Annotated in this window: 15 protein-coding genes; 4 read left to right on the forward strand and 11 right to left on the reverse strand. The window is 67.1% G+C overall.

Translation table 11 applies throughout. From position 1 onward, the window contains the following. The 4 genes from ON23_RS29295 to ON23_RS29310 form a co-directional block, all read right to left on the reverse strand. The coding region (locus ON23_RS29295; RefSeq protein ID WP_039782288.1) for a DoxX family protein at positions 1-940 on the reverse strand (940 nt) is incomplete at its 3' end. A gap of 84 nt (positions 941-1,024) precedes the next feature. Next, on the reverse strand, positions 1,025-1,510 hold the full coding sequence (locus ON23_RS29300) for a universal stress protein (RefSeq protein ID WP_223273746.1): 486 nt from the start codon (positions 1,508-1,510) through the stop codon (positions 1,025-1,027). Between the two features lie 9 nt (positions 1,511-1,519). Beyond that, complete coding sequence (locus ON23_RS29305; protein WP_039782289.1) at positions 1,520-1,939, reverse strand: MarR family winged helix-turn-helix transcriptional regulator; 420 nt, start codon at positions 1,937-1,939, stop codon at positions 1,520-1,522. Further along, positions 1,932-3,305 (reverse strand): MFS transporter, encoded by a 1,374-nt coding sequence (locus ON23_RS29310; RefSeq protein WP_039782290.1) that lies wholly within the window; start codon positions 3,303-3,305, stop codon positions 1,932-1,934. The genes ON23_RS29305 and ON23_RS29310 overlap by 8 nt, the downstream gene beginning before the upstream one ends. A 106-nt stretch (positions 3,306-3,411) precedes the next feature. Here ON23_RS29310 and ON23_RS29315 point away from each other — a divergent pair, with 106 nt between their 5' ends. Beyond that, a complete protein-coding gene (locus ON23_RS29315; RefSeq protein WP_039782291.1) occupies positions 3,412-4,830 on the forward strand; it encodes an amino acid permease in 1,419 nt (472 codons plus the stop codon). Position 4,831: 1 nt separating this feature from the next. Here ON23_RS29315 and ON23_RS29320 read toward each other — a convergent pair whose 3' ends face one another. The 5 genes from ON23_RS29320 to ON23_RS29340 form a co-directional block, all read right to left on the reverse strand. Beyond that, positions 4,832-5,398, reverse strand: a complete 567-nt coding sequence (locus tag ON23_RS29320; RefSeq protein ID WP_245556177.1) for a hypothetical protein — start codon at positions 5,396-5,398, stop codon at positions 4,832-4,834. A 117-nt stretch (positions 5,399-5,515) separates the two neighbouring features. Beyond that, positions 5,516-6,073, reverse strand: a complete 558-nt coding sequence (locus ON23_RS29325; RefSeq protein ID WP_083904316.1) for a TetR/AcrR family transcriptional regulator — start codon at positions 6,071-6,073, stop codon at positions 5,516-5,518. A gap of 128 nt (positions 6,074-6,201) precedes the next feature. Then, a complete protein-coding gene (locus ON23_RS29330; protein ID WP_039782303.1) occupies positions 6,202-6,483 on the reverse strand; it encodes a hypothetical protein in 282 nt (93 codons plus the stop codon). Positions 6,484-6,649: 166 nt separating this feature from the next. Beyond that, a complete protein-coding gene (locus ON23_RS29335; protein WP_039782294.1) occupies positions 6,650-6,865 on the reverse strand; it encodes a hypothetical protein in 216 nt (71 codons plus the stop codon). 191 nt (positions 6,866-7,056) lie between these two features. After that, positions 7,057-7,857, reverse strand: a complete 801-nt coding sequence (locus ON23_RS29340) for an SAM-dependent methyltransferase (RefSeq protein WP_039782297.1) — start codon at positions 7,855-7,857, stop codon at positions 7,057-7,059. Between the two features lie 420 nt (positions 7,858-8,277). On the opposite strand from ON23_RS29340, the gene ON23_RS29345 reads away from it, so the two are divergent. Together ON23_RS29345 and ON23_RS29350 are read left to right on the forward strand one after the other, a co-directional pair. Next, a complete protein-coding gene (locus ON23_RS29345) occupies positions 8,278-8,508 on the forward strand; it encodes a DUF397 domain-containing protein (RefSeq protein ID WP_030515774.1) in 231 nt (76 codons plus the stop codon). A gap of 127 nt (positions 8,509-8,635) precedes the next feature. Next, on the forward strand, positions 8,636-9,535 hold the full coding sequence (locus tag ON23_RS29350) for a Sco1979 family transcriptional regulator (RefSeq protein ID WP_039782299.1): 900 nt from the start codon (positions 8,636-8,638) through the stop codon (positions 9,533-9,535). A 99-nt stretch (positions 9,536-9,634) separates the two neighbouring features. Here the strand turns inward: ON23_RS29350 and ON23_RS29355 are convergent, their stop codons facing one another. Further along, positions 9,635-9,850 (reverse strand): hypothetical protein, encoded by a 216-nt coding sequence (locus ON23_RS29355; protein WP_063821356.1) that lies wholly within the window; start codon positions 9,848-9,850, stop codon positions 9,635-9,637. Positions 9,851-10,457: 607 nt separating this feature from the next. On the opposite strand from ON23_RS29355, the gene ON23_RS29360 reads away from it, so the two are divergent. Next, on the forward strand, positions 10,458-11,300 hold the full coding sequence (locus ON23_RS29360; RefSeq protein WP_063821357.1) for an acyl-CoA thioesterase domain-containing protein: 843 nt from the start codon (positions 10,458-10,460) through the stop codon (positions 11,298-11,300). On the opposite strand, the gene ON23_RS29365 is transcribed toward ON23_RS29360, so the two are convergent. After that, positions 11,297-12,139, reverse strand: coding sequence for a hypothetical protein (locus tag ON23_RS29365; RefSeq protein ID WP_039782301.1), 843 nt, complete (start codon positions 12,137-12,139; stop codon positions 11,297-11,299). The two genes, ON23_RS29360 and ON23_RS29365, sit on opposite strands and share 4 nt — an antisense overlap. Positions 12,140-12,243 lie beyond the last annotated feature (104 nt).

The following is a 12,243-nucleotide window of genomic DNA, read 5'->3' on the forward strand; positions in this document are numbered from 1 at the left end:
CCTCGGCCCATTCGCCACCGTGTTCGCGGGCGGCCTCGGCCCATTCGGTGCCGCGGTGCTTCGCGAGCTCGGCCCAGTCGCCCCGATGATCACCCGCGGTGTCGGCGAGTTCGGCACTCTTACGCTTGGCGATCTCGGCCCAGTCGGTGCCGTGTTCGCGGGCGGCTTCTGCCAGGTCCGCGCCGCGCCGCTTGGCCAGGTCCGCCCACTCGCCGCGATGGTCGAGTGCGGCGCCGGCCCATTCGGCGCCGCGATCGCGTGCCAGCTCCGCCCATTCGGTGCCGTGCTCGCGAGCCGCCTCGGCGAGTTCACCGCCGCGCGACTGGGCCACCGAGGCCAGTTCGGCACCACGCGATTGCGCCACCGAGGCCAGATCGGCCCCCTTGTCGGCGGCCACCGAGGCCAGTTCCCGGCCACGGACGGCCTGCTGCTGCAGGCGATCCCGCACCGTGTCGGCGGTGGTGGCGGTGAACGGCAGGGCGGCGGCGGCCTTGCGCGCGGCCCGGCGACCCCGCCAGCCCAGTGAGGGCTTGCCCTCGGTATCGGCGGCGGCGATGAGCAGGCCACCGAGCAGGCCGACGTCCTTAAGGAAGGCCGTGCGCTTGGCGGCGCGCTGCTGCGCATCCGATTCGTTCCAGAAGTCCTGCTCGGTCACGGTGGCAGGGATGACGGTCACCGCCAGCGCCAGCGACGAGAGCCGGGGCGCCCGGTTCAGCGCGAGCAGCGTTCCGGCGCCGACTCGGACGACGGCATTGATCCGCACTATCTTCGCCGGATCGGAGGGCAGTTTGGCCGATACCGAATCCGGCAGACGCTGTTCCCCATGGGAAACCAGGGTGGTGGCGGCCTGCGCCCGTGGCTCGGGATGCATCAGAGTGTCGACTCCGTCGACGACGAACACCGATGCCAGCAGCGGCCGGGCAAGGCGGCGAATCAACATAGTGAAAACCCTTTCCTCAACGGTCTCGTTCCGGCGGGTTCCCCCGATGCCGCGTCCCAATCACACTCGGGACGCCGACGGAGCTCAGGGCACGACAGTAACCGGCCAGCGCCCCGCTTTCACCAGACGCACCGCGACCGAGCCGATAATTCGATGCCCGGCCTTCTCGGACGCGCCGACCACGACGCCGTCGGCCTTCAATTCGTCGGCGGCCTCGGCCAGCACGGTGAACGGATCGCCGCGGCGGGTGATGAACTTCCAGCGGGTGCGGTAGACGTCCTTGACCTTCTCCGCGTGTTCGCGCACCTCCCGGGCCAGATCCTCGGCCATCTCCGCGGTCGCGCCCTGGACGTCGACGCCGTAGGCGCCGGCCATGGCCATCCAGGGCTGGACGTAAACCATTGCCAGCAGGGAGTTCTGGCGCCGGGCCAGGCCCGCGGCATAGGCGGTCGCGCGCCAGGAGGCATCGGATCCGTCGATGCCGACCATGATCACCCGGGGGCCATCGGTGCCCAGTTCGAAACCCGACGACAGGCCGGGCGCCCACTCAGGTGTTGTCTCTTCGGCCACGATTCGAGCCTAGAGCAGGCGCAACAGATCGTGCAGCGTGCGCAACTGCTCGGGCGACAGTGCGGTGAGGGCGGGTGGCGGCGGATCGGGAGTGGCCATCGCCTGGGCGAGCACCTCCCGCCCGGCGTCGGTGATCGTCACCAGCTTGCGCCGCCGATCGTCCGCGGCGGTGTCGCGCGAGACCAGACCGCGGGCCTCGAGATCATTGACCACCACGGTGGTGGCCGGCGCGTCCATGGTCGCCACCCGGGCGAGTTCCTTGAGCGGCAGCGGGCCCGGAGCCAGCCGGCGCAGTACTCGAAACCTGCTGAACGGCATACCCGTTCGATCGACCACCGCGCGCTTCCAGGTGTCGCGGGTGTCCTTGACCACGTCGGTCAGTACGCGCCAGACCTCGTCCGGGCTCGGGGCGAGCGGGTCGTCAGACATGAACCAGCTCCTTCTGCTCGAGCAGGGGAGCGATCCGGTCGCGCGAGCGCAGCGCCCATCCGGTGTTGGCGGCGATGCCCAGCACCACGACGCCGGCCGCGAGAGCGGCCACCACCCACCACAATCCCGCCCCGGACAGCAGCCCGCACAGGGCGACACCGACGCTGACGCCGATCTGGCGGCTGGTCGAGGCGACCGCCGAGGCGGCACCCGCCCGATCCATCGGCATTCCGCTGACCGCCGCCGTCGTAATGGGCGGGTTCACCGTGCCGAAACCGGCTCCGAAGATCGCGAACATCACCACCAGTTGCCAGATCCGGGTATCGGGCCGCAGCGTGGTCAGCAGCGCAGCGGCTGTCGTCATCAGAATTCCGGCGGCGACCAGCGAGGGCCGGGTGCCGATGCGGCCGACCAGCCGGCCCGACAGCGGCGAGCAGACCAGCATGGCCAGCGCCATCGGCAGGTAGAGAAGTCCCGTGTGCACAGCCGAATAATGCCGTACGCCTTGCAGATACAGCGAAGCGCTGAAGAGGAAGGCGCCCAGTCCGGCGAATGCGCAGATCGCGGTGACGGTGGCCGCCGCGAACGGCACGCTGCGGAAGAACCGCAGATCGATGAACGGCGAGCGATGCCGCCGTTCGGTGTAGAGGAATCCGGCCAGCGCGACGGCCGTGATGCCGAAGATCGCCGGGCGATGTTCGATCAGCCCGAAGACCAGCGTGAACATCACCACGACCGCCAGCACCTGGCCGAGCGGATCGATACCGCGTGCCGTCCGCGACTTCGATTCCGGAACGTAGACCGTGGTCAGCACCAGCGCGACGGCGCAGATGGGCAGATTGATCCAGAACACCGACTGCCAGCCCAGCGCGTCGATCAGCACACCGCCGACCATCGGCCCGATCGCGGTGGAGATGCCGACCACCGCACCCCAGACGCCCACCGCACGAGCCCGTTCGATACGGCCGGTAAAGACCGTGGTGATGATCGACATCGCGATGGGATTGAGCATCGAACCGCCGATGGCTTGGATGAATCGTGCCCCGATCAGCATGTCGATATCGGGCGCGAGGCTGCACAGCAACGAGCCGAGCGCGAAGATGCTCAGCCCGATCCGGAACATGCGCTTGCGCCCGAAGCGGTCGGCGGTCGCGCCGGACAGCATCAGCAGGCTCGCCAGGGTGAGGGTGTAGACGTCGACGATCCACTGCAGCCGCGACAGCGGGGCGTCCATATCGCTGCGGATCGTCGGAATCGCGACATTGACGATGGTCGCGTCCATCGACGAGATCAGCAGGCTCAGACAGCACGTGACCAGCACGATCGTCTTGTGGCGCGGCGTCAGCCCGGAAATAGTTGTAGGCACACAATGATTGTGCGCCTACAACTATTAGCTGACAAGGACTGTGAACTAGTTCACTGCACGGTTGCACCGGTCGCGTACCCGCCCCGACCCGGTACGGTGCTGCGATATGACGACCGACCGGAAACCCGAGGGGACGGGCGCGCCCGCCCTCGCGTCCGCGGGTGAAGAGGGCTACCAGCGCGGCCTCAACCCCCGAACCATCCAGATGATCGCCATCGGCGGGGCGATCGGCACGGGACTGTTCTACGGATCCGGTGGGGCCATCGAACAGGCCGGTCCGGCGCTGATCCTGTGCTACCTCGCCGCCGGCCTGGCGATCTTCGTGATCATGCGCGCACTGGGGGAGCTGCTCACCTACCGGCCGGTGTCGGGCAGCTTCGGTGAATACGCACACGAATTCCTCGGTCGCTTCGCCGGCTTCGTCACCGGCTGGACCTACTGGGCGGTGTGGGTGGCGACCTGCATGGCCGAGATCACCGTCGCCGGCAAATACATCAAGTACTGGTTCGCCATACCGGAGTGGGTGACCGCGCTGGTCGTGCTCGGCGTGCTGTTCGCCGCGAACCTGATCTCGGTGAAGCTGTTCGGCGAGGGCGAGTTCTGGTTCTCCACCATCAAGGTCACCGCGATCGTCGCGATGATCGCCATCGGTATCGGCGTGCTGATCTTCGGTTTCGGCCACGCGCCCGATCCGACGGTGACCAACCTGTGGGCCGACGGCGGTGTCTTCCCGAACGGATTCGGCCAAGCGCTGCTGGCGTTGCAGATCGTGCTCTTCGCCTATGTGGGCGTCGAACTCGTCGGCGTGACGGCGGGCGAGGCCGCCGATCCGCGCCGCACCCTGCGCCGGGCGATCAACTCGCTGCCGCTGCGGATCGGGCTGTTCTACGTGGGCGCGCTGATCGTCATCATGTCGGTGTCGAGCTGGCGGGTCTTCCACTCCGGGCGCAGCCCGTTCGTGGAGGTGTTCGAGCAGATCGGCATTCCCGGGGCGGCGGGGATCATCAACTTCGTGCTGTTGACCGCGGCGCTGTCGTCGTGCAACTCCGGCATCTACTCCACCGGGCGCATGGTGCGCAGTCTCTCGCTTCGCGGCGAGGCCCCGGCCGCGCTCGGTGGTCTGAGCAACCGCCGGGTGCCGTTCGCCGGCATCCTGCTCTCGGCGGCGATGATGGTGATCGGCGTGATCGTCAACCTCGTCTCCCCGGACAAGGCGTTCAACTACATCACCTCGGTGTCGACCATCGGCATCATCTTCGTCTGGGGCATGATCCTGGTCTGCCACCTGATCTACCGGGCCCGTGTGCGCCGCGGCGAACTGCCGGCCAGCGACTACCGCCTGCCCGGGGCGCCGGTCAGCTCGGTGCTGGCACTGGCCTTCCTCGGATTGGTCGTGGTGTTGCTGTTCTGGACCGACAGCGGCCGCACCGCGCTCGTGGTCGGCCTGGCGTGGGCGGTCCTGGTGTGCGCCGGATACCCGGTGGTGAACCGCCTGGCGCGCCGCCGGGCAGCCGCGGCGAGCTGACCTACTTTCCGTCCGGATGGCCCACCGCGGCCAACGCGGTGGTCCAGTCGCCCGCGATGGCGTTCTGCGCATCCGTCAGGCCGACCGCGCCGGAGCAGATCAGCGAATGCAGTTTGTTCTCCACCGAATCCTTGGGGTTGTTCGGCCCGGACCCGGCCTTGTGGTCGGGCGAGGGCGGTTCGACCCAGAGATTGCGCGGATCGTTCGGGTCGCCGCCGAGTTCCAATGAGATCAGGTGGTCGTATTCGGCATCGTGCAGATTGCCGGTGTAGTCGTAGGATTCGGCGTTGGCCTTCTTCTCCCGGTCGGTGATGGTGGCCGGCGGACGGATGGACTGAGTGTATCCGCCCACGCAGATCGTCGACTTCACGGTGTCGGGTGTGACCTTCGGATTGATCGCGCCCGGCGTGCAGTGCGGATCCGGAAGTGGCTGTCCGTCAGCGGATTTGCCGACATGGCAGGTGCCCGGTGCCGGTTGTGCGGCGACGGTGTAGGTGCCGGAGGGACCGGGACCGACCGCGGGTGCGCCCTGATGGGCGATGGAAACCGGATGTGCCGCCTGGCTCACCGGCGACGAATTCTGGTGGGAGCACCCACAGAGCAGGAGCGGCGCCGCGAGTGTCGCAGCCGCCAGGAGGGTTACGCGTGTATTCATGATGTCCTCGGGCCGACCTTCATCAGGCTCTCATTGTGCCCGTTCGTAGATGGCCAGCGCGATATCCTCTGCGGCCCGGCGACATTGCTCGTCGGTCAAGTCGACGTCGCCCATCATCCCGATACTCCACGAGATGGCCAGCAGGGCTTGGCGGGCATGGAAGACCGCCAGGGGATCGTGGCCGGGTGCGGTCATCGCGTCGGCGACCGCGCGGAACTGGTAGCGCAGCACCGATCCCACGCCGAGCCGGCGGAACGCGGGCTGGTTCTCGTACATGAACCGCGTCATCTCCCGCCCGGTGTGGTGCAGCACGGCGCCGTAGCGGCGCAGAATTTCGCGGCCGGTTTCCGGTCCGGGCGGTTGGTCCTCGGCCCAGGTCAGCAGGTCGTCGATGCCCGTGCGCAGATCGTCGGCGAGGCTGACGACGATGTCTTCCTTGGATCGGAAGTGGTAGTAGACCGCGGCTTTGGTGATGGCGAGCCGCTCGGCGATTTCCCGGATCGAGGTGTGTTCGTAGCCCTGCGCGGAGAACAGCTCCATCGCGACCGACCGGATGCGGTCCCGTGTGTCGGTCCGCCTGCCGGCCACGGGCCCTCCTTCTCGCACGAGGGACGGCACCGGATCCGCCGGTGGTCCGCGTTCACCCTACTGGGACGGTGCGCGGAGGCGGGTCCGGACCGTGCCGTTTCCGGGTGAATCGTCCGGAATGTCGGGAACTACTGCGTCAGAATCGAATTCATCAGAGTTCCGGCGCTGGTCGCGACCAGGCCGCCGACGAGTGCGCCGGCCACCATTTTCGGTGACTGCAGCGGACCGCCGTTCCACTTCTCCCAGGCGAACCGGCCGCCCGCGAAGATGATCGCGCTGGTCCCGGACAGCAGCATGAACCAGGTGAAGTAGCGCACCAGTTTCAGGAGTTTGTCCGCCGCCGGAGGTGTCTCGGGCGTCGGATTGCCGACCTGGGCCACTATGACGTCGTGCATCGCGAGAAGGATCATGATGCCCTCGTTCCACAAGATGGTGTGGTGCGGGTACCACCATCGTAGGGTTCGTATTCGTCCTGATGACAAGCGAATGCGAGCCGGGATGCGGAATCGCGGTGTCGGGGACCGGTTTCGAGGCGTTCAGCCGCCTTGACGGAATCCCCGCCGAGCGTGGAACGAACTATTCGTCGTCGAGTCCGGCGGACAGATACGCCGCGGCGGCGATCCACTGCCGGCACGACAGATGCCGATCATGTGCGTAGAGAATCGCGCGAGCGCGGGGATAGGTGAGTTCACGGGGTTCGGTGGCGCAGTCACCGACCTGATCGGCACCGGGCGTGCGGTGCTCGGATAGGCCGTGATCGCATGTACCGGAATGCTGGAGCAGTTGGTTCATGGGATGCCCTCGACCGTTGGCGAAAAAGTGCGGAAGCGAACGTTTCGGCACGGCCTCCCGCTGCTTCCGGCCTGCCTGCTCCGGCGTGGTCCGGCCATGTCGTGCGCTCGAGTTTACGGCGCTGCAAGGAGCAAATGCAAGTACATCTGCACACTCGTCGGTGATCGGAAGTGTTGTGCCGCAACGGGTGATCACGGTTTGCGTGCCACCGCGCCGTAGCCGGACACCGGCACGGTCGGCACCGGTTCGCCGGCCGGCCTGCGCCATCGAGTGAGGGGGACGAAGCCGGGCTCCAGCAACTCCAGCCCTGTGAAGATCGAGCGCAGCTCGCAATGGTCGCGCGGGAAATACGGTACGGCCGTGACGTTTTCGTACGTCGCGCACATCCGGACGAAATCGGCGCTGTCGGTGGTGCCGTCCCAGTAGGCGAGGTAGCTGCCCCGGCAGACCCGCGCCATCGAATCCGCGACGACTCCGCGGAGTTCGCCGATGCGCTCGCAGTGTCCCAGCACCCCCATGAACATGACCGCGACCGGCTCGTCGAGATCGAGAATGTCTGCGGCCCGGGCGAACAGGACGTCCGGTTCGCGTAGATCCGCGTCCAGATAGGTGGCCCGCGGGTCGGTCAGCAGCGTCCGGCCGTGAGTCAGGACCAAGGGGTCGTTGTCCACATAGACGACCCGCGCCGCCGGATTGCGCCCGCACGCGACCTCGTGGGTGTTGTCCGTGGCGAGCAGTCCGGCGCCGATGTCGAGAAATTGCCTGATCCCGAGGTCGCCGGCCAGATGGCCGACCGCGCGCCGGAGAAAGCGGCGGCTCTCGGCCGCCAGGGCGGTGATACCGGGATCGAGTTCCGTTGCCGCGCTACCTACCCGGCGGTCGACCTCGTAATTCTGCCGTCCCCCCATCCAGTAGTTCCAGATCCGCGCGGTATGCGGAATATCGGTCCGAATCTCACGCTGCCGGCTCGGCTGCTGTTGTCTTGGCGGCACCGATTCCCTCCTGCTCCCGGTTCCGACGCTCGAGTCCCGTCCGGCGGTCGCCGATGGCGGGTGGGCGAGACCGTAACCGAAACGTCGGCATCGGGTGGGCCGATCCGCGCGGAACGTGCCATCCGCCCCGGTCGGAGCCCGAAACCGACCGGTCGGACACCGATTCCGGGCCTTCGGAGGGCGGTTCGAAAGATGACGAGTCAATGGAAAAGGCCTTGTCGCCCTTGGTTTTTTGCGTTTTTCCGCAGGGCTCGATCCGAGCCAACCCCCGTGCTATCGTTCAAAGCGTCGGTTTCAAATGCAAGTACATTTGCTCGAACATATGCAAGAGCTGAAGATAGGCATCAGCTCGTTCAATCCGGATCGCCGAGTGTGGGCCTCTGCTGCCGAGCTCGGCCACCACGAACCCTGGAGACAGTCATGACCGATTCCACTGCCACCACAGCCGGCCGCCTGTCCGAAGCCGCGTGGCGCAAGAGCACGTTCAGCAATCCCAGCGGGAACTGTGTCGAATTGGCCGATTTGTCCAATGGCCTGGTTGCCGTGCGCAACTCGCGTGACCCCGAGGGTGCGGTGCTCGTCTACACCCGCCCCGAGATCGACGCGTTCCTGCGCGGCGCGAAGAGTGGAGAGTTCGACGATCTGGCCTGATCGGCGGTAGCATGGCAGTCGGCGCGGTGTCGGTACGCGACGAGGCAGAGATTCCTGATGTTCGACCAGCTGCTCTCGATGGTTGTACCCTCATTGCCGGTGATCGTCGAGCATCGGAGTAGACCTCATGATGGCAGAGCCCGTCCGGATCGGCCGTGTGGATTCGCTTGTGGCCGAACGCGGTCCGACAGCGCTTCGGATCGCGGTCGGCGGACAGCTCCGCAAACTGCGGGAAGGCGCCGGCATCACGCGTGAGGCGGCCGGCGAGCACATCCGTGGTTCACACGCGAAGATCAGCCGACTCGAATTGGGCCGCACCGGTTTCAAGGAGCGCGACGTTCGCGATCTGCTGACGCTCTACGGCGTCGAGAACGCCGAAGAGCGCGAGATGTTCCTGGATCTGGTGAGCCGCGCGAACCAGCCGGGGTGGTGGCACAGCTACAACGATCTGCTGCCCCAATGGTTCGAGACCTATCTGGGTCTGGAACACGCGTCGAAGTCGATTCGTACCTTCGAAGGTCAGCTCGTTCCCGGTCTGCTGCAGACCGAGGAGTACACCCGCTCGGTGGTGGCGCTCGGACACGAGAACGCCGAGGCCGCTCGCCGAGTGGAACTGCGCAAGAAGCGCCAAGAAATCCTGGACCGCCCCGGAGCGCCGACGCTGTGGGCCGTCCTCGACGAAGCGGTGCTGCACCGGCCGATCGGCGGTGAGCAGGTGCTGCGCGCACAGCTCGATCATCTGGTCGCGGTCTCGATGAAACCGAACGTGACCATCCAGGTGCTGCCGTACGCGGCCGGCGGTCACGCGGCGGCGGGCAGCTCGTTCACCATGCTGCGCTTCGCCGAACCCGAGCTGCCCGACATCGTGTATCTCGAACAGCTGACCAGCGCACTGTATCTGGATCGTCAGCAGGACCTGGAGCTCTACCGCCAGGTCATGGATCGGCTCAGTGTGCAGGCCGAACCGCCGGAGCGGTCGCGAGAGATGATGAAGAAGGCCGCGGCCGACCTGCCCGACCCCGCCTAGGCGCTCGCCCGGGTGGTGCGGGTCTCCGAAGACCTCAGTAGTCGTAAGACAGCAGTAGCCGCCGACCCGGAGGTCGGCGGCTACTACTTCCGTCCCGATCTATTGTTTGATGAAGCTGGATGCGATGCGCCAGAAAGCTTCCGGTTGCATCGCGTCGAAATCCCAATCGTTCACCAACGCGTGCGCGGTGGCGACGATGCGATCGATATCGAAATCATCGCGTGTGGCCGCGCCGGTGGACTCGACCGCACTGATGACGAAAGATGTTGCGGTTTCCCGCGAATAGATGTGATGCCCGGTCCGGTTCCTGTCCATCACTCCGAGTCGACCGAGACCCATTGGCTGGTTCATACGAACGCCCCTGACGCCAGGCCGCATGATTTCCTTCGGCGAAAATTGGCTTCCGGTTCACCCTGCGGCTCACGGGTAGTCCCCTGCATTGCCTTGCAGCCCGAGTCTAGGGTGGCCGCGAGATCATATGCAAGCACATCTGCAACATCGAATCCCCGGTCAGGACGTGGTTTTCGGGTGCTGACCGGTTGCTGTGAACCGTCGCCGGAGCCCTCGGTTCGGACGGGATTGCGGCCCCGATTCCGATAGCGGGGGAGATATACCGACCGGCACGGCGGCCCGGGCGGACGGGTGGCTTGCTGCACTGTTTCCACACGGACCGGACGGCTGGTTCTCTCGCCGAAAAAATATGGTATTGGCGCCGGAAATCGACACGCCGACCATGATCGAACACGCTGCCGAGCGTGTCGCACGTGTCCCGCGCAGCGGCCCCGGCGTGGAACCGGTTCTCGTCGCCGTGCTATATCTGCCTGGACCAGCAAGATCAGTCGCCGACGGCGAACGCGCGCTGTCGCCGACGGCGGCCGGTGCGGTACTCGCGGGCGGCGACCCGAGGAGACAGGCGCGCGCAGTGGACAGCTCGCACGGATATTTCGCGGTGGACGGCCGGGGCTTCACCCCGAACCGGATGGCGGCCAGTCAGTGGTCGGCCGATCAGGTGGTCGGGCCGGCGCTGTGCGGGCTGCTGGCGCGCGCTCTCGACAACGAGCACGCCACCGACGGGTTCGTGCCGGTGCGGCTCACCGTGGACCTGTTCAAACCGGCGCGCATGCACGAGCTGTCGGTCTCCACGACCCGTGTGCGCAACGGTAAGCGCATCCGGCTCGCCGACGCGGTCGTCACCCAGGACGGCGAACCCGCGGCACGCGCCTCGGTGGTCTTCCTGCAGCCGTCCGAGCAACCGCCGGGCGAAATCTGGACCCGGGACCGGCAGCCGGTGCCGCCGTCGCTCGAGGTGGCGCCGCCCTCCGATCTGCCGACTGCGCCGCTGTGGCACAGCGACGATTCCGCACACTGGTCGCGGGTGCCCTCGGAACACGAGAACGGCAGCCGTAAACGCAGCTGGCAGCATCCGGTGAACGTGGTCGACGGGGAGCGGCCCTCGCCGTTCGTGGTGGCGGCGATGGCCGCCGAGCAGACCAGTATGGTGACCAACTGGTCCAGTGCGGGAGTGGGTTTCATCAACACCGATCTGACGCTGGCTCTGGTGCGTATGCCCGAGGGTGCCGACATCGGACTCGAGGCCGATAATCACTTGAGCCGCAACGGAATCGCCGCCGGCACCGCGACCCTGTTCGATCGGCACGGCGCCTTCGGCAGCGCGATGATCACCGCGGTCTCCAACGCCGCCCGCCAGATCACCGCGAGTCACCTCGACGGTGTGATCGCCTCGGCCAACGGCGCCCGCCGCTAGCCCGGCTGCCCGCGCCGCTCACCGGCGCGGTGGGCGGCCCACCGGCGGGCGGCGTCGCGCAAGCCGTGGGTCCACACATTGGGGCTGCGGTTGGCCGTCGCGGTCCATTCCGCGGCCAGTGCGGTGGAGAAGATGCGCAGGTCGCGTTCGGATGCGGCGTGCCAGGCCGGAACCCGCGCCGCCCACGACTCGGCGGCGGCCGGATCGTGGCCGGCGAAGATGAGCCACACGATCCAGCATCCGGGGTCGATCCACGCCGCACCCCGGGTCGCCCACGGCCAGTCCACCAGCCGGGCCTCGTGACCGATGATGACGTTGCTGTAGTTCCAGTCGGTGTGCAGCAGGGCGTCACCGGCGAACACCGCGATGTCGGCGTCGTCGTCGAGATAGGCGCCCCAGCGGACCTCGGCATCCTTGAGCTCCACCTCGGCAGGCGGGTGCAGCCGGCTCAACGCGGACATCGCGGCTGCGGTGGCGGCGAGGTCGGAGTCGACGCGATAGTCCGCGAAATGTCCTGCGATGAACTCGAATCCGAGCAGATCCCAGCCGCCGGCGGCGATCTGCCACCGTAACCGCGGGCCCACCGGGGTCACGTGACGGGCCAGGGCGGCCTCGCGATGCTGGGTCCACACCTCCGGATCTCGTTGCGGCACACCCTTGATGAAGGTCCGGCCATCGGCCGTCTCGATCACCGTCGCGAGTTGACTGCTGAAGCCGGCGATCACCGAATCGGCCCGCGCGACCCGGCCCGTCACCGCTTCGACCGCTGCCCGGGTCGCCGCGGGCAGTTGTTCCCAGTTGCGCCGGCGCGAGGAGGTCTGCGCCCGATCGACTGTCACCCTCGAAGAATTACCCCCGATGCCCTGCTTCTGGCAAGGGAACTCGATCATTCCACAGCCGCTGTCGGCAGCGTTCTTTCACCTGTGTTTTCAGGTGCTGTTTT

It is taken from the genome of Nocardia cerradoensis NBRC 101014, from assembly GCF_000308535.1.
In the GTDB taxonomy this organism is placed as follows: domain Bacteria; phylum Actinomycetota; class Actinomycetes; order Mycobacteriales; family Mycobacteriaceae; genus Nocardia; species Nocardia cerradoensis.